The 24,136-nt window shown below is 62.0% G+C and carries 28 protein-coding genes; 12 read left to right on the top strand and 16 right to left on the bottom strand.

The window, feature by feature from the left end; all coding sequences use genetic code 11:
- The first annotated feature begins 7 nt into the window (after positions 1–7).
- The 9 genes from QF039_RS10665 (at position 8) to QF039_RS10625 (ending at position 9,045) form a co-directional block, all read left to right on the top strand.
- Positions 8–1,291: an arsenic transporter gene (locus QF039_RS10665; RefSeq protein ID WP_003212605.1), complete on the top strand. Its 1,284-nt coding sequence runs from the start codon at positions 8–10 to the stop codon at positions 1,289–1,291.
- A 13-nt stretch (positions 1,292–1,304) separates the two neighbouring features.
- The gene (locus QF039_RS10660; protein WP_177035513.1) at positions 1,305–1,775 is read left to right on the top strand and encodes an arsenate reductase ArsC; all 471 of its coding nucleotides are present in this window, start codon (positions 1,305–1,307) and stop codon (positions 1,773–1,775) included.
- An 80-nt stretch (positions 1,776–1,855) separates the two neighbouring features.
- On the top strand, positions 1,856–2,647 hold the full coding sequence (locus QF039_RS10655; RefSeq protein ID WP_023658815.1) for an AraC family transcriptional regulator: 792 nt from the start codon (positions 1,856–1,858) through the stop codon (positions 2,645–2,647).
- Between the two features lie 74 nt (positions 2,648–2,721).
- Positions 2,722–3,333: a LysE family transporter gene (locus QF039_RS10650; protein WP_102604923.1), complete on the top strand. Its 612-nt coding sequence runs from the start codon at positions 2,722–2,724 to the stop codon at positions 3,331–3,333.
- 867 nt (positions 3,334–4,200) lie between these two features.
- On the top strand, positions 4,201–4,494 hold the full coding sequence (locus QF039_RS10645) for a hypothetical protein (RefSeq protein ID WP_003219143.1): 294 nt from the start codon (positions 4,201–4,203) through the stop codon (positions 4,492–4,494).
- Between the two features lie 246 nt (positions 4,495–4,740).
- Positions 4,741–7,455: a magnesium-translocating P-type ATPase gene (mgtA, locus tag QF039_RS10640; protein ID WP_023658814.1), complete on the top strand. Its 2,715-nt coding sequence runs from the start codon at positions 4,741–4,743 to the stop codon at positions 7,453–7,455.
- A 59-nt stretch (positions 7,456–7,514) separates the two neighbouring features.
- On the top strand, positions 7,515–7,718 hold the full coding sequence (locus QF039_RS10635; RefSeq protein WP_023658813.1) for a hypothetical protein: 204 nt from the start codon (positions 7,515–7,517) through the stop codon (positions 7,716–7,718).
- 31 nt (positions 7,719–7,749) lie between these two features.
- Positions 7,750–8,097 (top strand): DUF2493 domain-containing protein, encoded by a 348-nt coding sequence (locus QF039_RS10630; protein ID WP_003217865.1) that lies wholly within the window; start codon positions 7,750–7,752, stop codon positions 8,095–8,097.
- Between the two features lie 144 nt (positions 8,098–8,241).
- Positions 8,242–9,045: a hypothetical protein gene (locus QF039_RS10625; protein ID WP_307517938.1), complete on the top strand. Its 804-nt coding sequence runs from the start codon at positions 8,242–8,244 to the stop codon at positions 9,043–9,045.
- A gap of 156 nt (positions 9,046–9,201) precedes the next feature.
- Here the strand turns inward: QF039_RS10625 and QF039_RS10620 are convergent, their stop codons facing one another.
- Positions 9,202–9,921, bottom strand: coding sequence for a tellurite resistance TerB family protein (locus tag QF039_RS10620; RefSeq protein WP_087693913.1), 720 nt, complete (start codon positions 9,919–9,921; stop codon positions 9,202–9,204).
- Between the two features lie 124 nt (positions 9,922–10,045).
- Between QF039_RS10620 and QF039_RS10615 the strand changes: the two genes are divergently transcribed.
- Positions 10,046–10,573 (top strand): DinB family protein, encoded by a 528-nt coding sequence (locus QF039_RS10615; RefSeq protein ID WP_134326561.1) that lies wholly within the window; start codon positions 10,046–10,048, stop codon positions 10,571–10,573.
- Between the two features lies 1 nt (position 10,574).
- On the opposite strand, the gene QF039_RS10610 is transcribed toward QF039_RS10615, so the two are convergent.
- Positions 10,575–11,030, bottom strand: coding sequence for a GFA family protein (locus tag QF039_RS10610; protein WP_003207766.1), 456 nt, complete (start codon positions 11,028–11,030; stop codon positions 10,575–10,577).
- Positions 11,031–11,240: 210 nt separating this feature from the next.
- On the opposite strand from QF039_RS10610, the gene QF039_RS10605 reads away from it, so the two are divergent.
- Positions 11,241–11,525, top strand: a complete 285-nt coding sequence (locus tag QF039_RS10605; RefSeq protein ID WP_177023099.1) for a hypothetical protein — start codon at positions 11,241–11,243, stop codon at positions 11,523–11,525.
- A 1-nt stretch (position 11,526) separates the two neighbouring features.
- On the opposite strand, the gene QF039_RS10600 is transcribed toward QF039_RS10605, so the two are convergent.
- The 10 genes from QF039_RS10600 to deoR all read right to left on the bottom strand — a co-directional run bounded on the left by QF039_RS10600 (position 11,527) and on the right by deoR (position 21,469).
- Positions 11,527–12,162: a LysE family translocator gene (locus QF039_RS10600; RefSeq protein WP_307517933.1), complete on the bottom strand. Its 636-nt coding sequence runs from the start codon at positions 12,160–12,162 to the stop codon at positions 11,527–11,529.
- Positions 12,163–12,370: 208 nt separating this feature from the next.
- Complete coding sequence (locus tag QF039_RS10595; protein ID WP_307517931.1) at positions 12,371–12,562, bottom strand: DUF2188 domain-containing protein; 192 nt, start codon at positions 12,560–12,562, stop codon at positions 12,371–12,373.
- Between the two features lie 87 nt (positions 12,563–12,649).
- Entirely contained in the window at positions 12,650–13,333 is a 684-nt protein-coding gene (locus QF039_RS10590; RefSeq protein ID WP_008435051.1) for an HAD-IA family hydrolase, read from the bottom strand.
- Between the two features lie 10 nt (positions 13,334–13,343).
- Entirely contained in the window at positions 13,344–14,372 is a 1,029-nt protein-coding gene (locus tag QF039_RS10585) for an ABC transporter permease (RefSeq protein WP_003207754.1), read from the bottom strand.
- Positions 14,369–15,865, bottom strand: a complete 1,497-nt coding sequence (locus QF039_RS10580; protein WP_003207752.1) for a sugar ABC transporter ATP-binding protein — start codon at positions 15,863–15,865, stop codon at positions 14,369–14,371. Before QF039_RS10580 ends, QF039_RS10585 begins: the two co-directional genes overlap by 4 nt.
- Positions 15,858–16,844 carry a sugar-binding transcriptional regulator gene (locus tag QF039_RS10575; protein ID WP_102606040.1) on the bottom strand — a complete coding sequence of 329 codons (987 nt, stop codon included), beginning with the start codon at positions 16,842–16,844 and terminating at the stop codon, positions 15,858–15,860. Before QF039_RS10575 ends, QF039_RS10580 begins: the two co-directional genes overlap by 8 nt.
- A complete protein-coding gene (locus QF039_RS10570) occupies positions 16,841–18,361 on the bottom strand; it encodes a ribulokinase (RefSeq protein WP_087693921.1) in 1,521 nt (506 codons plus the stop codon). Before QF039_RS10570 ends, QF039_RS10575 begins: the two co-directional genes overlap by 4 nt.
- A 93-nt stretch (positions 18,362–18,454) precedes the next feature.
- Complete coding sequence (locus QF039_RS10565) at positions 18,455–19,471, bottom strand: galactitol-1-phosphate 5-dehydrogenase (protein ID WP_256579610.1); 1,017 nt, start codon at positions 19,469–19,471, stop codon at positions 18,455–18,457.
- Positions 19,472–19,564: 93 nt separating this feature from the next.
- On the bottom strand, positions 19,565–20,539 hold the full coding sequence (locus QF039_RS10560; protein WP_177049025.1) for a substrate-binding domain-containing protein: 975 nt from the start codon (positions 20,537–20,539) through the stop codon (positions 19,565–19,567).
- 171 nt (positions 20,540–20,710) lie between these two features.
- On the bottom strand, positions 20,711–21,469 hold the full coding sequence (gene deoR / locus QF039_RS10555; RefSeq protein WP_134326557.1) for a DNA-binding transcriptional repressor DeoR: 759 nt from the start codon (positions 21,467–21,469) through the stop codon (positions 20,711–20,713).
- A gap of 143 nt (positions 21,470–21,612) precedes the next feature.
- Between deoR and deoC the strand changes: the two genes are divergently transcribed.
- Positions 21,613–22,293: a deoxyribose-phosphate aldolase gene (deoC, locus tag QF039_RS10550; protein WP_003207741.1), complete on the top strand. Its 681-nt coding sequence runs from the start codon at positions 21,613–21,615 to the stop codon at positions 22,291–22,293.
- Between the two features lie 138 nt (positions 22,294–22,431).
- Here deoC and QF039_RS10545 read toward each other — a convergent pair whose 3' ends face one another.
- From QF039_RS10545 to QF039_RS10530, 4 genes are all read right to left on the bottom strand, one after another.
- Positions 22,432–22,833, bottom strand: a complete 402-nt coding sequence (locus QF039_RS10545) for a TonB family protein (RefSeq protein ID WP_003207740.1) — start codon at positions 22,831–22,833, stop codon at positions 22,432–22,434.
- A gap of 132 nt (positions 22,834–22,965) precedes the next feature.
- A complete protein-coding gene (locus QF039_RS10540; protein WP_003207738.1) occupies positions 22,966–23,388 on the bottom strand; it encodes a hypothetical protein in 423 nt (140 codons plus the stop codon).
- 104 nt (positions 23,389–23,492) lie between these two features.
- Positions 23,493–23,861, bottom strand: a complete 369-nt coding sequence (locus QF039_RS10535) for a VOC family protein (protein WP_008435061.1) — start codon at positions 23,859–23,861, stop codon at positions 23,493–23,495.
- 48 nt (positions 23,862–23,909) lie between these two features.
- Positions 23,910–24,116, bottom strand: coding sequence for a DUF1737 domain-containing protein (locus tag QF039_RS10530; protein ID WP_008435062.1), 207 nt, complete (start codon positions 24,114–24,116; stop codon positions 23,910–23,912).
- Between the last annotated feature and the right edge of the window lie 20 nt (positions 24,117–24,136).

Here is a 24,136-nt window from a genome sequence, read left to right as displayed (position 1 = left end):
GCTTTTCATGCTTGTAGCCGTTGCTATCTTTCTGTTCACCATCATTTTGGTCATCTGGCAGCCCAAGGGCCTGGGCGTGGGCTGGAGCGCCACGATGGGTGCGATCCTGGCCCTGGCCTGTGGGGTTATCAGCCTGGCCGACATCCCGGTGGTGTGGCACATCATCTGGAACGCCACCGGGACCTTTGTCGCGCTGATCGTCATCAGCCTGCTGCTGGATGAGGCGGGCTTCTTTGCCTGGGCTGCCTTGCATGTGGCGCGCTGGGGCCGTGGGCGCGGTCGGCGACTGTTCGCGTACATGGTGCTGCTGGGCGCGCTGGTATCGGCTTTGTTCGCCAACGACGGCGCGGCGCTGATCCTCACGCCCATCGTGATGTCGATGCTGTTGGCGTTGCGCTTTTCCCCGGCGGCCACCCTGGCGTTCGTCATGGGCGCCGGGTTTATCGCCGACACCGCGAGCCTGCCGCTGGTAGTCTCCAACCTGGTGAACATCGTCTCCGCCGACTACTTCAAGATCGGCTTCAACGAATACGCCGCAGTGATGGTGCCGGTGAACCTGGTGAGCGTCGCCGCGACCCTCGCCGTATTGCTATGGTTTTTCCGCCGGGACATTCCGCAAACCTACGACCCGGCCGACCTCGACGACCCTGCCAGTGCGATCCACGACCGCGCCACCTTCCGCGCCGGCTGGTGGGTGCTGGGCATCCTGCTGGTGGGCTGCTTTGCCCTGGAACCGCTGGGCATTCCCATCAGCGCAATTTCTGCCGCCTGCGCCATATTACTGCTGGTGATCGCCGCCAAGGGCCACAAAATCTCCACCCGCAAGGTGCTGAAGGAAGCGCCCTGGCAGATCGTGATTTTCTCCCTGGGCATGTACCTGGTGGTCTACGGCCTGCGTAACGCCGGGCTGACCGACTACCTCGCGACCTGGCTCGACACCTTCGCAAGCTATGGCGTATGGGGCGCGGCCTTGGGCACCGGTGTACTCACCGCGCTGCTGTCTTCGGCGATGAACAACCTGCCAACCGTGCTGATCGGCGCGCTCTCCATCGAGGCCAGCCACGCCGTGGGCGTGGTCAAGGACGCGATGATCTACGCCAACGTGATCGGCAGCGACCTCGGCCCCAAAATCACCCCTATCGGCAGCCTGGCGACCTTGCTCTGGCTGCACATCCTGGCACGCAAAGGCATCACCATCACCTGGGGTTACTACTTCAAGGTCGGGATCGTGCTGACCCTGCCGGTACTGTTGATCACCCTCGCCGCCCTGGCCTTGCGCCTGAGTTTCTGACGGAGTTCGCTTGATGAAAGTCCTGTTCATGTGCACCGCCAACAGCTGCCGCAGCATTCTCTCGGAAGCCTTGTTCAACCATCTGGCGCCGGACGGTTTCCAGGCCATCAGCTCCGGGAGCTTCCCCAAGGGCCAGGTGCTGCCACGCAGCCTGACCACGCTGAAAGCCGCCGGCATCAGCACGGAAGGCTTGTACAGCAAGGGCAACGACGCCTTTGAAGGCAGCCCGCCAGACATCGTCGTCACCGTGTGCGACAAGGCTGCTGGAGAAGCTTGCCCGGTGTATTTCGGCCCGGCGCTCAAGGCGCATTGGGGATTGGAGGATCCGTCGGATGTTCAAGGCGATGAAGCCCAAGTCGACGCCGCGTTCCGCGCCACCCTGAAAATCATTGAACGACGCTGCCGGGCTTTTTTCGAGATTCCGTTCGCCAGCCTCAGTCCCATCGAAATCAAGGCCGAGCTTGATCGCATCGCCACGCCGTAACCGAAGAGCCGGGCGAGTAGTCGATCTGAAGCCCTTTTCCGGCGTATGCTCGCGGGCAACGGTCACAGCGAGCCCCCTCAATGAGTTCCATGCAGCACGCCTGGCTGGGCAACTACGAAGTCAGCAGCACCGCCTGCACCGGCCTGACATTTGCCCGCCACAGCCATGATGAATGCGTGATCGGCGTCAACCTGCTCGGCGAGGAACAGGTGTGGCTGGATCGTCGCACCTTCGAGGCCGGCCCCGGCAGCATCACCCTCTACAACCCGGGGCAGATTCAAGGCGGAGGCGCGGCCGAAGGGCAGCCGTGGCGGTTTGTCAGCTTGTATGCGACTGCCGAGCAATTGGCGGCTGATCTGGGTCTGGCGCACCTGGAGTTCGACCGTTCGCTGTGCTTCCAGCCGGCGTTGGCGATGAAACTCGCCGGGGCGATTGAAGGCGCGTTGAGTGTCGATCCGCTGGCCCGTGAGCTGAGTGAGGAAGCCCTGGTGGTGCTGCTCGGCGAAGTCGTCGGTTGCAGCGGCGTCCGCTTGCCGGGCAGCACTGCGGTGGGACGCGGGTTGGTGATCAAGGCCCAGGAATTGCTGGCTGAAAACTTGCACCAGGCGGTGGCACTCGAGACCCTTGGTGACGAGTTGGGCCTGTCGAAATTCCATCTGCTGCGGGCTTTTCAGAAAGAAACCGGGCTGAGTCCACGCCAGTGGGCGATGCAACTGCGTACCCGGCGCGCCAAGGGGCTGTTGCGCTCAGGCGTTGCGGCGTCGCAGGTTGCCCATGCCTTGGGGTTTGCTGACCAGAGCCATCTGAATCGGCATTTCCGGGCGGCCTACGGGATCACACCGGGGCGCTATCAACGCGTGCTCAAGGGCTGAAAAGCGCAATCTGGTTCAAGACGACTTACACACCCTTCCCTAAAATGCCGGCCATCACTTGAAGGAAGGCAGGCATGTTGACGATCTTTTTTTCGGCGCTGGTGTTTGGGTTTGTGTTTTGCCTGTCGCCGGGGGCGGTGCTGGCGGAGACGCTGCGCCGTGGGCTGTTGCAGGGGTTTGCCCCTGCGTTGTTGGTGCAGATCGGTTCGCTGGTGGGCGATGCAGTGTGGGCGGTGATCGGGCTTACGGGCATGGCGTTGTTGATCCAGCATGAGTCGGTGCGGGTGCCGCTGACGGCCGTTTGTGGGCTGTATCTGGCCTGGCTCGGGATTCGCAGCCTGATGGATGCCTGGCGCTTGCCAGAGGCCGGGCGTGCGCCGGCCAGGTCCGGGCAGAATGCGCTGGTGGTGGGGGCGGCGATTTCCCTGGCGAATCCGAAGAACATTGTCTATTGGGGGGCGCTGGGGAGTGCGTTATCGGGGATAGTCGGGGCGGCGCCTAGCCATGGGCAGACGTTGATGTTTTTTGCGGGGTTTATGCTGGCTTCGGTGTTGTCGTGCTTTTTGATTGCGGGGTTGGTCAACTTGCTGCGGCGGAATGCTTCGCCCATGTGGCAGAGGGTTAGCTATGGGGCTTGTGGGGTGGTGCTGCTGTATTTGGCGATTTTGGCGTTGCGGGGGATTTGAGGGGGCATATCCGTTATTTGGGTAACGGCGGCCTATGGTTCCGCTCTTACAGCGGCTCACTTTGGAAAAGCCGGAATGCCGGCCCAGCCCAAAGTAGGCAAAGGGCTCCGCAATACCTGCGTTCGGCCTCGGGCTTATTGGGGCAGTCAGATCAAGATCAAAAGCAAGAGCACGGCGGCCTGAAAGCCGACCTGAGTGTTAAAAGCAAAAGCAAAGACCAGAGCGAAAACAGATCTGCTTTTCTGTGGGAGCGGGCTTGCTCGCGAAAAACCTGAGAGCGCCGCGTTCATCCAGAATACCCACGTCATCGTTAACGACCTTCGCGAGCAAGCCCGCTCCCACATTTGAACCGTGCCCGCTTTAGCTTTTGATTTGGCTTTTGCTCTACAACACTCAAGCCGGCTTTCAGGCCGCTGTGCTCTTGCTGTTGATCTTGGGCGCCCCGTTAAACCACGCTGGCCGAACGCAGGCTTCGGAACCCCGCATAAGTTATCCGGCTATTGTTACTTCACCTACCTTCCACACACCGGCCACTTATCAATAAGCACACTTGATATTGCAACTTCCCCCAACCTTCTATCTGAACAAACTCTGAACCAGTAACAAATTAAGTCATTAACCGTTGACATCCGGCAACTGCCTGAGTAAATTCCCCGTGCCTGCAACTCAGGGCCATTTTTCAACCTCACAAAAGAAGCCAATGGACACAGTATCTAGTCGTTGTCCGATCACCGTGAATGCGGCGAATCGGGCGCCAAACCCAGAAAAAATGACGGGACTCGCCTTTCCGGCCGAGTAAGCTGCGCTAGAGCCTGACGCTCCAACGTAACTGCCTCACCGGATGCCAGTCCGGTCCCGAGGTGTGTTATGACCTTTCAACTGATTGTTTTACCTGATCTGCGTACGCTGGCTAACGCCCTGCGTGCCAAATTGTGCCGCGAGCCCGTAGGCTTTTCCCCTACCCGCAGCACCTTTGTGACCTCATCCCCCCGCGTGTGCCCGACTCCCCGGGCACACTGGCGTATCTGCCCCACCACCGGCCACCTGGTCCAGCAATGGGATCACGCCGACCCTCAAGACCCACAGAGACGGGACGTTTCCAGCCTGGTCGCGCAAGCGAGCCTGATGCTGAGCCTCTACGTGGACGCTCGCGCGGCATAAGCCAGCTGGAAACAGCAACTTCCTGATTATCCGTTACTTGATTAGCTGGAGTTCTCTATGGACGAAGCCAGTAGTAGCCCGCTGCGCGTTAGTTAACTAACGCGCTGTTAGCGGGTCTGTAGAAAGTTACCCAACACTTTATTTAAACCGATCGCGAAGTCAGCGACTCGGCATGCTTTCGCTCGCCTGTCATCAGGTAAGTACCGGGTATGTTTTGTCGAAAAATTGGCGACAGGAGTACACACAATGAGCGCAGTAAAAAACCCGAAACTGCACAAGAAAAACGGCACGGATACCGACACCAAGCTGTCGATGCGTGCCGCCCGCGAAGCCCAGAACGGCCTCTCGGCAACCCTCGCCAATGTCCGGGCAACCAAGGATGGCCTGACCGAACTGGATGCCTCTGCTCGCCTGCAACGTGAAGGCTACAACGAGGTGGCCCACGACAAGCCGCCTCACGCCATCGTGCAATTCCTCCAGGCCCTGAACAACCCGTTCATCTATGTGCTGCTGACCCTCGGCGCCATCAGTTTCTTCACTGACTACTGGCTGCCCCTGCAGGCCGGTGAAGAAGCCGACCTGACCAAGGTCATCATTATCATGACCATGGTTATGCTCAGCAGCCTGCTGCGCTTCTGGCAGGAGCATCGTTCGGCCAAGTCCGCCGAGGCCTTGAAGGCCATGGTGCGCACCACCGCCACGGTGTTGCGTCGCGAGCAAGTGGGCTCCAAGCCGACCCTGCGGGAAGTGCCGATGCGCGACCTGGTGGCCGGCGACATCGTGCAACTGTCTGCCGGCGATATGATCCCGGCCGACATCCGCCTGATCGAGTCCCGTGACCTGTTCATCAGCCAGGCCGTGCTGACCGGCGAAGCCTTGCCGGTAGAGAAGTACGACACCCTCGGGGATGTGACGCAAAAATCCGCCACGTCCACGGCGGCCGACCAGGGCAACCTGCTGGACCTGCCGAACATCTGTTTCATGGGCACCAACGTGGTCAGCGGCCGGGCGAAAGCCGTGGTGGTTGCCACCGGCCCGCGCACCTACTTTGGCTCGTTGGCCAAGGCGATTGTCGGCTCCCGGGTGCAAACCGCATTTGACCGCGGGGTGAACAGCGTCAGCTGGCTGTTGATCCGCTTCATGCTGGTAATGACGCCGATCGTGTTCTTCCTCAACGGCTTCTCCAAGGGTGACTGGAGCGACGCGTTGCTGTTCGCCCTGGCAGTGGCGGTAGGCCTCACCCCGGAAATGCTGCCGATGATCGTCAGCGCCAACCTGGCCAAGGGTGCAACCGCCATGGCCAAGCGCAAGGTGGTGGTCAAGCGCCTCAACGCGATCCAGAACTTCGGTTCGATGGACGTGCTGTGCACCGACAAGACCGGCACCCTGACCCAGGACAAGATCATCCTCGAGCACCACGTCAACGCCTTTGGCAACCGTGATGATTCAGTGCTGACCCTCGCCTGGCTCAACAGCCATCACCAGAGCGGCATGAAGAACCTGATGGACCAGGCGGTCGTACAGTTCTCCGAGCAGAATCCGAAGTTCCAGGTGCCGTTTGCCTATAGCAAGGTGGATGAGTTGCCGTTCGACTTTATTCGCCGTCGCCTGTCGATCGTGGTCAAGGACGCGCAAAACGATCACCTGCTGGTGTGCAAGGGTGCGGTCGAGGAGATGCTGAGCATTTCCACCCACGTGATGGAAGGCGACGTGGCCGTCGAGCTGGATGATCGGCGTCGCAACGAGTTGCTGGCGATTGCCCAGGACTACAACGAAGACGGCTTCCGCGTGCTGGTGCTGGCCACCCGCAACATTCCCCAGGCACTCGCCCGCAAGCAGTACACCACGGCCGATGAGCGCAACCTGGTGATCCGTGGTTTCCTGACCTTCCTTGATCCACCAAAGGAAACCGCTGGCCCGGCGATCGCTGCCCTGCGCGAAATTGGCGTGGCGGTCAAAGTGCTCACCGGCGACAACGCCATCGTCACCAGCAAGATCTGCCGCCAGGTCGGCCTGGAGCCAGGCGTACCGTTGCTGGGGACGGAAATCGAAGCGATGGACGACGCCACCCTCAAGCTGCGGGTCGAGGAGCGCACGGTGTTCGCCAAGCTGACGCCGCTGCAGAAGTCGCGGGTGCTCAAGACCTTGCAGTCCAACGGCCACACCGTGGGCTTCCTCGGCGACGGCATCAACGACGCTCCGGCCTTGCGGGATGCCGACGTGGGCATCTCGGTGGACAGCGCGACGGACATTGCCAAGGAATCCGCCGACATCATCCTGCTGGAAAAGAGCCTGATGGTGCTGGAAGAAGGCGTGCTGAAAGGTCGCGAAACCTTCGGCAATATCATGAAGTACCTGAACATGACCGCCAGTTCCAACTTCGGCAACGTGTTCTCGGTGCTGGTGGCCAGTGCGTTCATCCCGTTCCTGCCGATGCTGTCGATCCACCTGCTGCTGCAAAACCTGATGTACGACATCTCCCAGCTGGCCTTGCCGTGGGACAAGATGGACAAGGAATACCTGGCCAAGCCACGCAAGTGGGACGCGAAAAACATTGGCCGCTTCATGATCTGGATCGGGCCGACCTCGTCGATCTTCGACATGACCACCTTTGCCCTGATGTGGTACGTGTTCTCGGCCAACAGCGTGGAAATGCAGACCCTGTTCCAGTCTGGCTGGTTCATCGAGGGGCTGCTCTCGCAAACCCTGGTGGTGCACATGCTGCGCACCCGCAAGATCCCGTTCTTCCAGAGCAACGCCGCATGGCCGGTGATGATGATGACCTGCATCGTGATCGGGCTGGGCATCTACGTACCGTTCTCGCCGCTGGGCGCGATGGTTGGCCTGGAGCCGCTGCCACTGGCGTACTTCCCATGGCTGGTGGGCACCCTGGTCGCCTACTGCTGCGTGGCACAACTGATGAAAACCCTCTACATCCGCCGCTTCAAGCAGTGGTACTGATCAACCGCCCCTGAAAGCGCTGGCTATCGGTAGATAGCCAGTGCACGCGGAGACAGACAATGAACACACTTATGAGCTACCTCGACAACGCTGCTCGCGCGCTGCTGGTGTTCGGCCTCGCCCAGGCGGCCAAGGCGGTGATGGTGCTGGGCGTACGGCTGTACGCGCGCAACGTGCTCAGCGCCGTGGAAATGCGCTTCATGCTGGGTTTTTCCAGCACCTTGAACAGTACCTGCATCCGCTTGCTGCGCCCGCGTCGATAAATGGCAATACGCACTACAAGGAAACATCATCATGCGCGTCTTGATCTGTGCAGGTCGTCATTACGCCGATACAAAAATGTCCCGCCAGGTGCTGGACGCCTACCACCGCCTGCGCCCGGTGCAGGTGTTGATCCACGGTGGCAGCCAGTTCCTGGGCAGCGACGTGGAAGACTGGGCCCGGGAAACCGGAGTGGATGTGGTGCGTTACCCACCCAACTGGCAACGCCATGGCAAGCAGGCCGAACGCCATCGCAACCAGTTCATGCTCACCGACAGCCGGCCCGACGTGATCATCGCGCTGCCCGGTGGCGACGACACCTCGGAACTGGTGAGCCAGGCCAGGGCCAGTGGCATCCATGTGCTGACTGTAGACAGCTGAATCAACCCTTATTGGAGTATCCAGGCATGAACGAAGAACCCCGTTGTAGCGGTACCCCGTTGCACACTTTTTTCTATTTGAAACACGGCGCGTCCCTGCCAAGTCCGGTCGGGGCGCGCCACCGGGTGTTGATCGAGGTTCACCATGTACAAGAAACACACCCCTGACGGTTTCGCCAAATACCGCAACCGCACCACCCACGTTACCTTCCATCCCCTGCCCGCCTCCAAGCTTCGGGCAGTGCGGCGCAACCTGATTTTCGTCGGCGTGACCGCGGGCATCATGCTGGTGCTCAGCCTGATGTCGAATGCCCATGCGGCAGGCGGCTCCTACGTGGTCGACGACGGCGCAATCAACGCCCCGGGCGAATGCAATGTCGACGCCTGGTTCACCGCCAACCGGCACGCGGGCTCAACCCACAGTGAAACCCTGGTGCCGGCCTGCACCTCCGCTGCCATTCCTTGGTTGCAGTGGACTGCCGCCGTGTCCCGGGCCAACCATGATGGCGACGGCGAAACCCAAGTGAATCCGCAGCTCAAGGCGCAGTTGTGGGCCCGGGAAGACCTGGGCCTGGAACTGGCCGCGTCTGCCGGCGTGCATTACGCGCTGAACCGCCAGCACTCGTTTGATGGCGCGGACTTGAATGTGCCGTTTACCTGGCAGCCCATGGAGGCCCTGCGGCTTAACTTCAACGCCGGCTGGAGCCATGCCTATAACGACGGCGACCAGACCCATCGGCCGACCTGGGGCACCGGGTTTGAATACAGCCTGATGGACTCACTGACACTGATCGCCGAACGCTACGGCCAACAAGGCGGTGACCAGGCCTGGCAAGCCGGGCCGAGGGTGCATATCGGCAAGAATTTGGACGTGGACCTGGTGGTAGGACGCAGTTTGATCGGGGATCAGCATCAATGGCTCACGACGGGGGCCACACTGCGGTTCTAACCCGCAGACGATGATCCCAGTGGCGAGGGAGCTTGCTCCCGCTGGAGTGCGAAGCGCTCCCAAAGATTCCGGGGCCGCTACGCAGCCCAGCGGGAGCAAGCTCCCTCGCCACAGCAAGCTCCCTCGCCACCGGTTTGGTATGACCGTAATAGCGATTTAAACCTGCCCCTTGGCCTGCTGTTCCAGATGCACCTGCAACGCAGGATCAATCTTCAACTGCGCCGCCAGCTCATCCAGATAATTGCGCTCCGCGTCCCGCTGGTCATCCACCAGCAGCACACTGACCAGGTACACCTCCGACGCCACCGCCGGATCGCCGGCAAACTCGGCAAAATCCGCCGCATTCAGCGGCTTGGCCACCTCGGCATCCAGCCACGCCTGCAATTGCGGATCATCGGTGTGCTTGCCGATCTCGGCCGAGATCATCTGTTGCTCCCGCTCATCAATCTCGCCATCCGCCTTGGCTGCCGCGATCAATGCACGCAGCACGGCGTGGCTGTGTTCTTCGACCTGCGCGCCAGACAACTGGTCAACCGTCTGCAACGCCTGCTGCGGCGCCGACGCCTGTTGCCGCTGCCAGGCCTGATACGCCTGGAACGCCATCATCCCCAACGACGCCAGCGCCGCGTAGTTGGTGCCGCCGGTGCGCCCCTGAGGCGCCGCACGGGTTCCGCCGAGCATGCCGCCCAGGCCACCGAGCAAGCCACCAAGGCCGCCACCGCCGGAAGCCGAAGCAGCGCTGCCGCCCAGCAAACCGCCAAGCAAGCCGCCCAAACCACCGAGCCCGCCCTGAGACCCGGGTGCAGCGCCGCCCTGCTGGCTGGACGAGGCCTGGCCCGCCCGCAACAATTGTTCCAGTAGATCGCCGGTATTCATGGTGTCACCCTCCCAGGGCGCAGAGTTCCAGATCAACAACAATAGCTGCGCTGCGCGAGAACACCATGACCGCCCGGCAGGCTCGCATTATCATGGCGACGCGCCCCCCATCGAGGAACCTCACGTGACCCGTACCGAGCAGATTGCCTTGATGGCGACCTATAACCAGTGGATGAACCGCAAGGTGTATGAAGCGGCCCACGGCCTGAGCGACGAAGACTTGATTGCCGACCGTGGCGCGTTCTTCGGATCGATCCTTGGCACGCTGAACCACCTCGCCCTGGGTGATCGCGTCTGGCTCAAGCGTTTCGCCGAGCATCCGGCAGGCTTTGCCGCGCTGGTACCGTTAGACGCGTTGGGGTTGCCGCCACGCCTGAATCAACTGGCCTTCGCCGATATCCGTGAACTGTCGGCCCACCGCGCCTGGCTCGACCAGCTCATCATCGACTGGGTGCAGTCGATCAGTGAGTCGGACCTGGATCAGCCCCTGCAGTACCACAACATGGCGGGCACGCCCATGAACAAGAATTTTCATGCACTGCTCGTGCACTTCTTCAATCACCAGACCCACCACCGGGGCCAGGTGACAACGCTGCTGACCCAGGCCGGGCGCGACGTGGGCGACACCGACCTGCTGGCACTGATGGACTAGTTCAACCGCCGCTGTACTCGGCGTACGCCTGTATCAGCGCGGGGAAATTCTCCCTCTCCGGGAGCTGCGCAAAGCTGTGCTGCGCCGGGGTTGTCGCCCACGGCAGCTTTTCACTGGTCCAGGTTTCTATGAATGGCACATAACCGCTGGCGTCATCCAGCATGGTGGGGCGCAGGTTGATCAGATCTTCCACGCCATTGGGGCGGGAAAACATCCAACTCATGCAGTGGGGGCAGCAGTAGTGGCGGTCTACGCCATGCAACCCGCCGATCACCGGGTTGCCCTGGGTGATGGTGAATCCGTGGCTGGGGATCAGCGCGCTCAGCGAGAACGCGCTGGATGACATCTTCTGGCACCCGGTGCAGTGGCACGCCATGGTGATCAATGGTTTTTCGGTCACGGTAAAACGCACCCGGTCACAACGGCAGCCGCCTTCCTGGGACTCTTGATTGCTCATCTTCCACTCCAGTCACATTGTGTGTGTGACCGGAGGATAAACGAGCGGGTGCGTCGCGAACAGCAGTGCCAGCTTGCATTACCGAACGCATGGAGCAGCGAACTGTCATAAAAGACAGAGCGGTGAACATCAGCCAATGGCTGCCCCGCCCTGCCCGCGCGCATCAGCAGATTACCGATGCGACGCATCCCCCAAGAAGGAGACGCTTACATGGTCATTCACTTCAAGGTCGCCGGGCATCTTGCCTGCGGTCATCACGGCAACAACCTCCCTTCCAGCACCGAGCTGAATCGGGTCAAGTGCCGTACCTGCCGTAACACCGAAGTCTTCAAGGAAGCCCGCCGCACCCAACGCAACGCCGCTCGGCGTGCCGCGCGCAAGTCCAAAACCGCCCATGCCGCCGGTGACTGGCGCAGCGCCTGGACCCAGCGCCTGAGCGACCTGCCAGGCCGTCAGCGCCTGCCACGCGGGTTCCACGGCCAGCCATTCGTTTAAGTTACGCAGCCGGGGCACGACGGTAAGCGGCCAACAGCACGCCCATCGTCATCAACAACCCACCCGCCCCACGGTTGAAATGCTGCAAATGTGCGGGCCGCAGGCGACTGAGCAAGCGTGCCCCGCATAACGCGTAGAACATCATGATGCTGACATTGAGCACGCACAGCGCCAGCAACAGGCACGCGTACTGCGGCAGTTGCGCCTGGGTGCTGTCGACGAATTGCGGCAGGAATGCCGACATGAACAACAATGCCTTGGGGTTGGAAATCGCCACCAGGAAACTGCGGGTGAAAATACTCGCCGAGCGGGTGCCGCCGTCCTCACCCTCGTCTACCGATGGCAACGCCGCCTGGGGTGATCGCAACATCTGCCAGCCGATCCAGATGAGGTACGCCGAACCGATCCATTTCAGCGCCTGAAACAGCCCTTCGCTGGCCGCCAGCAGCAATCCCAGGCCACACGCCACCGCCGTCACCAGCAAAGCGTCGGCCAACACCGCCCCGGCCATGCCCCAGAACGCCGCCTGCAAACCATGGCGCGAACCATTTTGCAGGGCCAACAGAACCGTCGGGCCAGGTATCGCGATAATCGCGGCGCTCATCATGACGAACAGAAATAAGGTTGCCAGGGACATGACAGGTTCCTACGGGCTGATCAGCTGCGAATCATCCCAAAATATCCTCTGTGTGGCGAGGGAGCTTGCTCCCGTTGGGCTGCGTAGCGGCCCCAAAATCCTGGGAGCGCTTCGCACTCCAGCGGGAGCAAGCTCCCTCGCCACCGGTCATGTGTTGCTCAATTGGGTGCCAATAAAAAGCCCCGGATTGACCGAGGCTGTTGAGGGCTCATGCATCATTGGCGACCGGCCTCGACCGTGCCTTGTAACCCGGTAGCGCCGCGGCATACGCCAGCGCCTGTTCACGGGAACCGAAGGATGCCAGGCGATCAGCCTTGGTACAGACGTGCCACGGGCCGCTGTTGACCTGCACGATGTCATAACCGTTGAGATGCAGCTTGTTCAGCATGGGAGTGCTCATAGTCACCTCTCTCTCCAGAGATAATCCAGGTGTTTGCCCGGTCTACCATACACCCGCTGACGACGAGGCAGCCTACCGGACGTCGAGTCAGCGGTAGGCTGGCAACCCCCATCGCGCGAGGTCAAACGCCTCCAGGCTCAGCAGTCTTCCATCCGCATGCAGGAACTTCTCCTGCGGCATCGCCGGGTCCGGGATGGCCACGGCGTACATGCCGGCCGCCTTGGCCGCAGTGATACCGAATGGCGAATCCTCGAACACCAGGCATTCAGCGGGCGTCACTCCCAGTCGCTGGGCGGCCACCAGGAAGATATCCGGCGCCGGCTTGGCAGCGCCTACCTGAGGGTCATCGGCGGTGACGATGGCATCGAACAAGCAGAACCAGTCGCGGTGCAAGGTGGTTTTCAGTTCGAAGTAGTGCCGCGACGAACTGGTACCCACCGCAATCGGCACACCGTGGGCCGACAAATGCCGCACCAGCGCCTGGGCCCCGGCCATGGCCGCCGCCTGGGGGAACCGCGCATTCATCAATGGTGTGCGTTCCTGCAAGAACGTCTCGGGGCTCATCGGCAAGCCCACGGCCTGCACGATATAGCTGGCCAGTTCATAAGCCCCCAGGCCGATGGTGTTCTGCTTCATGCTCCAGTCAAAGGTGCGGCCGTAGCGGTCGGCAATCAGTTGGGTGACTTCGGTGTAGATGCCTTCGGTGTCGAGCAGCAGGCCGTCCATGTCGAAGATCACGGCCTTGATCGGCGCGGGTAGCGGTGCATTCATCACGGTGTCCTCAGGTGCGCCCGGCGTAATGGTCGATCAAGCGGTTGAGCAAAATCGCCAGCACGATGATCACCCCGGTGATCGCCATCTGGTAGAACGAGCCCAGCCCCAGCAGGTTGAAGATATTGCGCAACACCTGCAGCAGCATCACCGCCACCGCCGTGCCTACCACGCTGCCGCGCCCGCCGAACAGGCTGGTGCCCCCCAGCACCACGGCGGCAATTGCATCCAGTTCCAGGCCCTGGGCAGCGGTCGGTTGGCCGACGTGCAGGCGTGAGGTCATCAACAAGCCGGCGAATGCTGCCAGGCCGCCGCAGATGGCGAACACCGCAATCGTCACCGCCCGCACCGGCACGCCGGACAGCCGCGCAGCCTCCAGGTTGCCGCCGGTGGCCAGCACATACTCGCCAAACACCGTGTAGCGCAGCACCAGCCAGGCGATGACGGTGATCAGGATAAAGATCAGCCCCAGCACCGGAAACGCAATGCCAGCGCTGGGCCAGATGTCGATCATGGCCGAGCCGAACGAGGTGAAGCTGGCCGGCAATCCGCCAATCGGCGCACCGTCGGATGCCAGGAAGGTGGCCCCGCGCAGCGACACCAGCCCGGCCAGGGTGATGATAAAACTCGGCACCTTGCCAAACACCGTGAGGCTGCCCATCAAGGTGCCGATGGCCAGTCCCACCAGCAACGTGGCCGGCACCGCCAGCCAGCCGCTGACCTGCTGCTGCAGGAGCACCGCCACCAGGATGCCGCCGAAGGCACACAGGCTGCCCACCGACAGGTCGATATTGGCCGTAAGGATAACGAAGGTCATGCCGATGGCGATGATCCCGACAATCGCCCCCTGCTGGAACAGGTTGGCGATGTTGCCGAAGGTCAGGAAGTCGTCCGACAGGAACGTCGCCACCACCACCGCAAACAGGAAAATGAACACAAAGTTGTAGCGCATCACCCACTCCAGCACCGCACTGCGACGGCGGCTGGTGAGGGTGACGGGCTTATCGAAAACCGGGCTTGGGTTGCTTGCAATAGTCATGGTTCTACACTCGTTCTACCGATAAGGATGGCCTGGTCGATCTGGTCGCGACTGGCAGTCAAGGGGTCGAAACACAGCGCGTTGCGCCCCTCATGCATCACCCAGATGCGGTCGCAATTGACGTACAACTCGTCCAGCTCGCTGCTGGCGACCAGCACCGCCGCCCCTTCCTGCGCCAGGCTGCGGGCCAGGGCATACAGGTCGGCCTTGGCGCCGACATCCAGGCCACGACTGGGCTCGTCCAGCAGCAACAGGCGCGCGCCGTCGATCACCCACTTGGCCATGACCACCTTCTGTTGATTGCCGCCGGAGAGCTGGCGTACCGGTTGCTCAAGGTTGTCGAGCTTGGTCTGCAAGCGCTGCAGCACCGGGCCGGCGCGGTCCTTGGCCTGGCGATGGGAAAACCAGTTCAAGTGCCGGGTGTGCACCAGGCAGGCATTGCGGTAGATCGGCGCATCCAGCAGCAGGCCTTCGGTCTTGCGGTTTTCCGGCACCAACCCGACGCCCTGGCGGATCGCCTGGCGCGAGGTTTGCGGCTGATAAGGCTGGCCAAACAGTTCAACATCGCTGTCGTTGCGCCCCACGCCAAACAAGGCTTTGAGCAACGTGCTGCGCCCTGCCCCGTTAAGCCCGGCAAGCCCGACAATTTCGCCCTGACGCACTTCCAGCCCCTGCACGTCCAGGCCCTGCTCGCCTTGCAGCCGGCGAATATTCAACGCCAGGTTGTCCCGCGGCGCCTGACGCGGGCTGCGTTCCAGCAGGTCGCGGTGCTCGCCGACCACGGCGGCGATCAGCGCCTGGTCGTCGATCTGCGCCAGCTCGTGGGTTTGCAGGGTTCGCCCGGCACGCAGCACCGTGACCCGGTCGCCGATCTCGCGAATTTCATTCAAGCGGTGGCTGACATACAGCACCGCCACACCCGCCGCAGTGATCTCGCGAATCACCTGGAACACCCGCTTGAGTTCGGTCTCGTTCAGCGCCGCCGAAGGCTCATCCATCACCACCAGCCGGGCCTCACAGGTCAGTGCCCGGGCGATGGCCGCCAATTGCTGGTTGGCAATCGACAGGCTGCCCACCCGGTCGGAACTCGAGAAGTTGGCCCCGACCCGCAACAGTGCGGCCTTGGCCAACGCACTGCGCTTGCCCCGGGAAATAATCCCGAAGCGCTGGGGCGCATAGCCGAGCATCAGGTTCTCTTCGACGGTCATCTGCGGGATCAGGTCGAGCTCCTGATAGATCATCGCGATCCCGGCCTGGCGCGCCTGTTGCGGATTCTTCAGTTCCACCCGCCGGCCCGCCACCGACATCTCGCCGCCATCCGGGCGATGGGCGCCGGCGACGATTTTCAACAGGGTACTTTTGCCCGCGCCATTGGCACCCAGCAGGCAATGCACCTCACCGGGCCGAACGTCGAGGGAGGCATCGGTCAGCGCCACCACATTGGGCGGAAAACGCTTGCTGACATGACGGATATCCAGGGCCAACTCACTCATGATCCTGCTCCAGCAAATAGCGGGCGGTGGCCGCGTCAGTGGCCAGCACATTGACATAGCCGGCCTTGACGCTGGCGTGGACGATGCGGTGCTTCTGCGCGCCGACGCACACGGCAATGGACCAGGCCTTGTCGCGCAAGGCGGCCAACGGCAGGCCCAGGGTGCGGGCGTCGAGTTCGGGCATCACCGGTTCACCGTCCATGCCGATAAAGCGGCCCATGATGTCGCCGACGGCGCCCAGGCGTTCCAGCTCTTCGAGCAATGGCCGGTCGATGTAACCCGACTCCATCAACACCGAATGGTCAGACAACTCCCCCAGGCTGAAACACGCCACCGGCGCCTGTTGCCCGAGGCGCAATACCTGGGCGATCACCGGGTCCTGCTCCAGCGCTTCGCGGGTATGCACATGCCCGAGAATCGCCGGCACCGGCAGCAACGTGGCCTGGCCACGGGCAGCCTGGGCGAAGCGCTCGGCGACGTTATGGCTGGACTCGCCCATCGAACGGGTATTGATCGCGCCGTTCAGCAGCACCACGTTGACCCCCTCGTTCCAGCGCGGCACCAGCCACTGGGCCATTTTGGTCAGGGTGCGACCCCACGACACGCCGATCAGCGCCGGCATCGGCTGCAAGTTGCACAGGTAACGGGCGGCGGCCTGGGTCACCACGTTCAGCGCGGTGTCGGCATCTTCCACATCCAGCACCAATGCTTCACGCAGGCCGAAACGCCGTTGCAAGGCCACTTCCAGCTGCGGCAAGCGCGCCGAGCGGGCGACGATATCGATGCGCACCACCCCGCAATCCCGCGCCTCGCGCAGCAAGCGGCTGACTTGCCAGCGGGTCAGGCCGGTCTCCCGGGAGATATCGCTTTGGGTCTTTTCCAGGTCGTAATACAGCTTGGCCACCTGGACCATCAAGTCATCACGCTGGGAATCGGCCGACAACCGCGTGGCAAACGTTTCTTCAGGATGGGCGCTCATGCTGCCGGCCTTACGCCGAGCGTGCGGTTCGCCGGTGGCTTGCAACTGATGGGCGCGACGCTGTCGGTGGCGGCGCGGTAGCGGCCCAACAGCTCGATGTATTGCTCGTGGGCGTAAGGGTCGGGCTCGATCAGCCGGCCGATGGTGGTGAAGTCGGTAGCGGCTTCCTGCAAGGTGCCGAACTCGCCGAGGGCGCAGGCGGCAGCGGCGGCGGTGCCGATCAGGGTGAGGTTGTCGTGGGGCACCATTTCGAACGGCACACCGGTGGCATCCACCGTGGCCTGCAACCACAACGGGTTCTTCTGGAAACCACCGGCGGCGACCACCCGAGTGATCTCGATGCCCTCGGAGCGCCAGGTGTGAAAGATGTTCGCCGAGCCCAGGGCAATCGCTTCCACCGAGGCGCGGTACAGGTCATGCCGGTCATGGTTAAGCGACAGGCCCATGATCGCCCCGCGCATGTCCGGCGAGCGGTACGGTGTGCGGTTGCCCATCCAGTAATCGAGCACCAGCAAGCCGGTGGAGCCGGGCTGCAGTTCTGCGGCCTGGCGGATCAGGCGCTGGTGCCCGGCATCGTCGAGGCCGAACATCTTTTGCGCCAGCCAGTTGAGGATCGAACCGGCGGAGACTTGCCCGCCTTCCATCAACCATTGGCCGTCGAGCAAGGCGCCGGGGTACGGGCCCCAGATGCCCGGTACGTCGATGCGTTGCGGGGTGTGCATCAGTTGCACCACCGAGGTACCGCCGATAAACAACAGCTCGCCGGCGCCAGTGGTGCCGGCACTGAGCATTGCCATGTGGGCGTCGATTCCGCCCTGGGCCACCAGCGTGTCGCGGCTCAGGCCCAGATGATTGGCAGCATCGGCGCTCAATGGGCCGATCCGCCCACCAACCTTGATCACTTCCTGAGGGAGTTTTTGCGCCAGTTCAGGCACGCCCAGTTCAGCGTACAATTCCACCGGAAAACGCTGCTGCAAGGTGTCGTAATTCCACTTGCAACTGGCATTCAATTGGGAGGCGACCCAGCGCCCGGTCAACTGAAAGTTGATCCAGTCCACGGCCTCGCAAATACGCTCGGCGCGCTGGTAAACCTGAGGCTCGTGCTCGGCCAGCCACATGGCCTTGGGCACCAGCCATTCCACCGCGTCACCGCCCTGGTTCATCATCGGGTGGCTGACGTGGGCGGTGCGCGCCGACTCGGCAGCGGCGCGGCAATCCATCCATAACAACGCCGGGGCCAGGGGTTGGCCGTCCGCCTGGGCAACCACCACGGTGGAGGCTGTGGTGGCGACGCACACCGCCGCCACCTGCGGGTGCCCGGCCTGGGCCATCAACTGCCGGCAGGCCTTGCCCAGCGCCGACCACCAGTCCGCCGGCGCCTGCTCGGCCCAACCCAACTGCGGGTATTGCGTGGCATACGGCGCCTCGGCGACGTGTACCAGTTTGTGGCTGTGCAGGTCATACAAACCAGCCCGCACCCCACCTGTTCCGAAATCCAGTCCCAACAACAAGGTCATCGGTAGTTCTCCTGCGTCTTGTAACAACGCTTTTTGTTTTAAGCCCGGCAACGCACAGCGTCGTCGGGCTTGGCGACACACAGCTGACGCGGCTCAGGGACGGAAAATTACCTTGGCCGCGACTTCGCTGCGATCGGCATAGCGCTTGAACATCGCCGGCAATTCATCCAGCGGCAAGTCGTGGGTAATCATGAACTGCCACTGCAATTCACCGGAAGCCAGCTTGTCGATGGAGGCCGTCCACTCATCGCCCGGGAACGGTGCCGAGAACGAGTTCCAGGCGCCGTGCAGGGAGATTTCCTGGCGCAGGAAGTGCGAGAACGTCGCAGTGCTGAGGGCCACGTCACTGGTGGGAATGCCGATAAACACCACATGCCCGCCAGCCTTGGTCAGTTGCACGGCCTGGTTGATCGAGCTGGGATGGCCTGCCGCTTCAATCACCAGTTGGCAACGGGGCAACTCGGCATCCGCCGCGCCGCTGAGCAGGGTGTGGGTGGCGCCGGCTTCGCGGGCCATGGCGAGTTTCTCTTCGGCGATGTCGATGGCGACGATGTCCTTGGCCCCCATGATCCGCAGCCACTGGATCGCAAACAGGCCGATCGGCCCGCAACCTACCACTGCCCCGCTCTGCCCGGCCTTGAAGTCGGCTTTCCAGATCGCATGCAGGGCAATCGCCGCCGGGTCCACCAGGGACGCGGCAATCGGGTCCATGCCTTGGGGCACCTTGATCAGGTTGCTCAGGGGCACATTGACGTACTCGGCATACGCGCCGTCGCGGCGGCTGCCGAAGTAATCGTAGCGCTCCGAGCGGGACGGAAAGCCTCGGGCATATTGGTCGCTGCTGACGTCCGGGATCATCGGCGGCACGGTCACCAGTTCGCCGATGGCATAGCCGTCGACACCGCTGCCGATCTCTTCGATAAAGCCTGCGAATTCATGGCCGCAAATCAGCGGCATCACATGGGCGCCCTTGCTCAGCATGCGCGGGATATCCGAGCCGCACACGCCGCAGGCGGCGACCCGAACCAGCGCGTGGCCGGCCTTGACCGCAGGTTTTGGAACATCTTCGACCCGGATATCGCCCGGTTGGTACATGACGGCAGCTTTCACAGTGAATTCCTCTGTTGAGTGACGAGTGCGTTCGACCAGGCACCTCCCGCAAGAGGTGCCCGCAAAAATCCATAGCGTGGCGGCGCAGATCCGTCAGAGCGCGCCGGGGCGGTATTCGCCGAAGGTTGAGTCATGCTTGACCTCGGCCACGTTGGCCTTGGTCACCACCTGGGTGCCGGCGTCGACAAAGTTCGGCACCGACTTGCCGGCCGCCAGGGCCCGCGCCGCCTCGATGGCGACCTCGCCCAGGTAGCGTGGGTCGTTGAGGGCGGTGGCCACGTATTGATCGCCGCTCTGGATGGCATTCAAGGCCTCGGACAAGCCGTCGATCCCGGCCACGAGGACGTCTTTCTTGCCGCTTTCGGTGAGCACTTGCAGCGCGCCCATGGCCATGTCGTCGTTATGCGCGATCACCGCCTTGAGGTCCGGGTGCGCTTGCAGCAAATCCTGCATTGCCGTGACTGCGTTGGCGCGCATGTACTCGCTGTAGGGGCCGTCGATGATCTTGAAGTCGGAGCCGGCCAAAGCGGTGTGGAAGCCCTTGCGGCGTTCTTTCATTACCGTACCGCCGGCGTCGCCCTGGATCTCGATGATCTTGCCCTTGGTCACACCGCGCTGCTTGAGCGCTGCAAGCAGCGCCTTGCCGGACAGCTCGCCCATCTCGGCATTGTTACGGCCAATGGTGGTGGCGACCGGGGCATTGATTGCGCGGTCGACGGCAATCACCGGCACCTTGGCGCGTTTGGCGGCGTCGAGGGCCGCGCCCACGGCGTCGGGGTTCACGGCGTTGATGATGAGGATGTCGACCTTGCGGGTCAGCAGGTCCTGGATATCGTTGTTCTGCTTGCTGATATCGCCGTTGGCGTCGAGGAAGATCAGCTCATCGCCGCCCTTCGCCGCTGCAGCCTTGGCGCCGTCGCGCAGTTGTACGTAGAAGGGAGATTGCAGGGTGACCTGGCTGAAACCGATCTTCAGATCCTTGGCCTGGGCGTTCAGCGCCAGCGCCGAGGCCGCGACAGCCAGTGCAAGGGCCAGCACATGAACAGGTTTACGGGCTATCTGGAGCATGGTGATTCCTATTTTTATTGTTGTCAGGATTCGGGCACGGCCTTCGGGGAGGCCGTGCTCACAAATGTGAACCGCGATCACATTTGAAAAACTATGCCTTGCTCCGGAGAGTGTCAAGGCCAATTTGTTAAATTCCGAACAAATGAAATAAAAATCACAATGCTGTTTGAGTCAGATCAGCAGGATCGCCCCGCTGTCCCTGATCACCTGCTGCTGTGCCGCCTCGAGCCCGGGGTCGCTGATCACCCGCTGGAAGTCCGACAGCTCGGCAAAGTGTGCCGCACGTACTTCGTCGAACTTGCTGTGGTCGGCCACCAGCACGCAGGTCTGCGCCCGCGCCATGACCCGGCGCTTGACCTCCACTTCGTTGAGGTTGTAGCAGGTCACACCGTGGGCGGCGCTGACGCCGGCCGCGGAAATGAACGCCCACGCCACACGGATGCCATCCAGGATGCCCACCTCGGCATGGCTCTCGAAGACCATGTTGCGCCGGTGAAAAGTGCCACCGCAGAGGATGATGGTGCAGTGGGGCTTTTGCTGGAGCTTGAGCAATACGTTGAGGGAATTGCACAGCGCGGTGAACTCCAGGTCATCCGGCAACGCCTCGATAATGAACGGCGTGGTGGTGCCGCAATCGATAAACACCGTGTCGCCGGGGCGCACCAGGCTGGCGGCCAGCACGCCGATCTGACGCTTCTCGGCGACGTGGCGCTGGTCCTGTTCGGCGACCTGGTAATCGGGCTCCGGCGGCCCGCTGCGGGTTACGTGCCCGCCCAACAGGCGCAGGCCCTGTGGGCTGTCTGCCAGGTCGCGGCGCAGGGTCATTTCCGATACACCCAGCAATGCGGCCATGTCACGCAAGTGAATCGCCGACTCGCCCTGCAAGGCCTTGTGCATGGCCCGAAATCTTTCGCTTTTCTTTGAATCCACTGCGTTCCAACCCTCGTTGAATGCGTGCCCTTGATCAGGACAGTCACAAATTCCATTTACAATGTTATTTATTTCACATCTAATGCATCCAACTTAACACAAACCGCCTTTTCCCAGCACCTCATCCTTACAGGACACTTGCCATGCCGACTGATCCGTTGCCGCTCGCAGCCTATATCGACCACACTCTGCTGGCCGCCGATGCTTCCCAGGCGAGCATTCGCCAACTGTGCGCCGAGGCCCGCGAGCATGGCTTCAAGTCCGTGTGCGTCAACAGCGCCAACGTGCCGCTGGCCGCCGAATGCCTGCGCGACGCCGCGCCATTGGTCTGTGCCGTCGTCGGCTTCCCCCTGGGTGCGGGCTTGAGTGCGGCCAAGGCTTATGAGGCAAAGCTTGCGATCGAGGCCGGTGCAGGCGAGATCGACATGGTGCTGAACATCGGCTGGCTGAAGGATGGCCTGCTGGACCAGGTACGCGACGATATTGCCCAGGTGCTGGCGGCCTGCGGCGCGGTGCCGCTGAAAGTCATCCTCGAGACCGGCCTGCTCGATGACCAGCAGAAAACCCATGCCTGCAGCCTGTGCCGCGAGCTGAACGTGGCGTTCGTCAAGACCTCCACCGGTTTCGGCCATGGCGGCGCGACATTGGCGGATGTGCGCCTGATGCGCGGCGTGGTGGGGGCGCAGATAGGCGTGAAAGCGTCGGGCGGCGTGCGCGACCTGGCGACGGCCCAGGCGATGATCGAAGCCGGTGCTACGCGCCTGGGCAGCAGCTCCGGGATCGCCATCGTCAGCGGCGCAAAGGCGGCCGCGGGCGCCTACTGAGTTGAGTGCAGCGCTGGCGCCCTTTCACAACCCTTTCACAGTCGGGCGCCTATGGTCATCTCAGCTCCTGGTGAAAACCTTTAAGCCCGCGCTCCCCATCGCGGGCTTTTCTTTGCCCGGAATTTATCCGCAGGTCAGCTACAGCCGGCGTGGCGGTGAGCCGGCGCAGGCCACGCCCTCCAGGCAGAATACAAACGGGGCTACCACTTGAATTTCGCCTTTGAGCAGCATTGAGGGTGGAGGCGCAGGCACTGGCGACGCCGCCGGAACGAATCTCTCCACGGCGCTGACGAACAGATCCGAACCTGTATGGCTGATGACTTTGTGCCGTATCAGGTTGCCTTTGGCGTCGACCACGAATTCAACCCTGACCAGGCCGGTCAATCCTTGCAGGCGAGCTTCTTCGGGGTACGACTTGAAGTGATTGAGGTGAGTGAGCAACTGGTATTCCCATAAGCGTTGTTCTGCCAGTTGTTCCCGGGTGGGGCCGCTCGTGCAGGCACAAAGCAGTAAGACAAGTGCGATCCAGCTGTATTTCATAAACGCAGTTCCGTTGACGTTTGGTGTGCAAGGTGAGGCTAATCAAGGCTCGGTGCGTCAGCGTGTTATCCAGGTCGAACAGAATGGCCCGTGGGTACACGAATGCTTCTTGTGGAAAACCAAATCTGCCTCTCAGGCGGTGGTACTGACGATGGAACCGGTACCGCTTCCACCGTCGGAAGTCAGTGCCTGCAACAACGCCGAAGACGCAGACTGCAATGCAGCTGCCGTTGCGGCAATCTGCGCCTGGGCGGCAGCCACGGCGGCCGCTTTGGCGTCTGCGCTTTGATTGCTGGCCTGGGCCTTTTGCATGTTTTGCTGCTGCTCTTGAAGCTGCTTTTGCAACTCCGCAATCTGCTTTTTCAGCGCCTTGACGGTGTCGGACTCCTGCGACGTGGATGCCGCCTGGCCGCCACCTGCAGCGGGCGCACTTTTGGCACCCGTGTCCGGGTTGAGACTCAAGGTTCCAGAGTCTTCGGTCTTGGAGCTATCGCTGACGCTGGCCGGACTTGGGTTGGCGGGTACTGAAGCGAGACTGCTGACGTTCGTGATCATGTCAAATATCCAATTCCGGTATCGATGTTAATTGATCGGCGCTTAAGCTGATTACTTTAACCCGTTATCGACCCTACCGAACCTGGCGACAACAGCGGACCAATTCAGCGGCAAGGTCTCGAAAAGACGTTGACCAGGCTTCCATCCGGATCACGCAGCAATACCGAAGTGTTGCCCCATGGCATGACTGTCACCGGCATCACCACATCAGCCCGACCGATACGCAGCAGGACGGCCTCCACATCGTCCACTTGAAACTCCAGGATCGCCGAACGGTTGCTGGCGGCGACTGCCAGTCCATCGTTGTGAAGGCGGACCAGGCGCTCATCGGCTATGGCCAGGACGACGCCGTCGAGGTGAATTTCAGCGAACCCGTCAGCCAGGTGCCTTGGCTCGACAGTCGAGAGGTTGTGATAGAACTGAACGAGCCGTTCAAAGTGGTTGGTAACGAGACGAACAGACGAGAATTTCATCATTTGACCTGACAGGAGTGAGAGAACTCACCTTAATTCAAGCCCGCGTCAGTTCCTGACAGTAGTGTTGTTATCGGCGTTCCAAACGACAGCCTGTGCCACCACCACGTACTCGCCATTGAAGGTTGCCGCTGGCGAGCCGTAAAGCTGGTAACCCAGCGCAAGCGCTTCAGAGACCCGGTGACAGAAGGAGGCATCGTCCTTGCCTGTCAGGATCCGATAGGTAGGTAGGCCTTCAGGAGGGGAATTCTGCATGGGAGCACCTGCTGGAACAG

It is taken from the genome of Pseudomonas sp. W2I6, assembly GCF_030815935.1.
GTDB lineage: Bacteria > Pseudomonadota > Gammaproteobacteria > Pseudomonadales > Pseudomonadaceae > Aquipseudomonas.
This window is presented reverse-complemented; position numbering and strand designations above follow the sequence as displayed.

Excerpts from the sequence above, each read along its gene's own strand:
- QF039_RS10650 (WP_102604923.1), top strand. The coding sequence starts at position 2,722 with ATGTTGACGATCTTTTTTTCGGCGCTGGTGTTTGGGTTTGTGTTTTGC.
- QF039_RS10645 (WP_003219143.1), top strand. The coding sequence starts at position 4,201 with ATGACCTTTCAACTGATTGTTTTACCTGATCTGCGTACGCTGGCTAAC.
- QF039_RS10635 (WP_023658813.1), top strand. The coding sequence starts at position 7,515 with ATGAACACACTTATGAGCTACCTCGACAACGCTGCTCGCGCGCTGCTG.
- QF039_RS10575 (WP_102606040.1), bottom strand. The coding sequence starts at position 16,844 with ATGAGCGCCCATCCTGAAGAAACGTTTGCCACGCGGTTGTCGGCCGAT.
- QF039_RS10660 (WP_177035513.1), top strand. The coding sequence starts at position 1,305 with ATGAAAGTCCTGTTCATGTGCACCGCCAACAGCTGCCGCAGCATTCTC.
- QF039_RS10585 (WP_003207754.1), bottom strand. The coding sequence starts at position 14,372 with ATGACTATTGCAAGCAACCCAAGCCCGGTTTTCGATAAGCCCGTCACC.
- QF039_RS10620 (WP_087693913.1), bottom strand. The coding sequence starts at position 9,921 with ATGAATACCGGCGATCTACTGGAACAATTGTTGCGGGCGGGCCAGGCC.
- mgtA (WP_023658814.1), top strand. The coding sequence starts at position 4,741 with ATGAGCGCAGTAAAAAACCCGAAACTGCACAAGAAAAACGGCACGGAT.
- QF039_RS10535 (WP_008435061.1), bottom strand. The coding sequence starts at position 23,861 with ATGAAATTCTCGTCTGTTCGTCTCGTTACCAACCACTTTGAACGGCTC.
- QF039_RS10625 (WP_307517938.1), top strand. The coding sequence starts at position 8,242 with ATGTACAAGAAACACACCCCTGACGGTTTCGCCAAATACCGCAACCGC.
- QF039_RS10605 (WP_177023099.1), top strand. The coding sequence starts at position 11,241 with ATGGTCATTCACTTCAAGGTCGCCGGGCATCTTGCCTGCGGTCATCAC.
- QF039_RS10580 (WP_003207752.1), bottom strand. The coding sequence starts at position 15,865 with ATGAGTGAGTTGGCCCTGGATATCCGTCATGTCAGCAAGCGTTTTCCG.
- QF039_RS10560 (WP_177049025.1), bottom strand. The coding sequence starts at position 20,539 with ATGCTCCAGATAGCCCGTAAACCTGTTCATGTGCTGGCCCTTGCACTG.
- QF039_RS10570 (WP_087693921.1), bottom strand. The coding sequence starts at position 18,361 with ATGACCTTGTTGTTGGGACTGGATTTCGGAACAGGTGGGGTGCGGGCT.
- QF039_RS10655 (WP_023658815.1), top strand. The coding sequence starts at position 1,856 with ATGAGTTCCATGCAGCACGCCTGGCTGGGCAACTACGAAGTCAGCAGC.
- QF039_RS10600 (WP_307517933.1), bottom strand. The coding sequence starts at position 12,162 with ATGTCCCTGGCAACCTTATTTCTGTTCGTCATGATGAGCGCCGCGATT.
- QF039_RS10540 (WP_003207738.1), bottom strand. The coding sequence starts at position 23,388 with ATGATCACGAACGTCAGCAGTCTCGCTTCAGTACCCGCCAACCCAAGT.
- deoC (WP_003207741.1), top strand. The coding sequence starts at position 21,613 with ATGCCGACTGATCCGTTGCCGCTCGCAGCCTATATCGACCACACTCTG.
- QF039_RS10590 (WP_008435051.1), bottom strand. The coding sequence starts at position 13,333 with ATGAATGCACCGCTACCCGCGCCGATCAAGGCCGTGATCTTCGACATG.
- QF039_RS10665 (WP_003212605.1), top strand. The coding sequence starts at position 8 with ATGCTTGTAGCCGTTGCTATCTTTCTGTTCACCATCATTTTGGTCATC.
- QF039_RS10595 (WP_307517931.1), bottom strand. The coding sequence starts at position 12,562 with ATGAGCACTCCCATGCTGAACAAGCTGCATCTCAACGGTTATGACATC.
- QF039_RS10530 (WP_008435062.1), bottom strand. The coding sequence starts at position 24,116 with ATGCAGAATTCCCCTCCTGAAGGCCTACCTACCTATCGGATCCTGACA.
- QF039_RS10545 (WP_003207740.1), bottom strand. The coding sequence starts at position 22,833 with ATGAAATACAGCTGGATCGCACTTGTCTTACTGCTTTGTGCCTGCACG.
- QF039_RS10630 (WP_003217865.1), top strand. The coding sequence starts at position 7,750 with ATGCGCGTCTTGATCTGTGCAGGTCGTCATTACGCCGATACAAAAATG.
- QF039_RS10610 (WP_003207766.1), bottom strand. The coding sequence starts at position 11,030 with ATGAGCAATCAAGAGTCCCAGGAAGGCGGCTGCCGTTGTGACCGGGTG.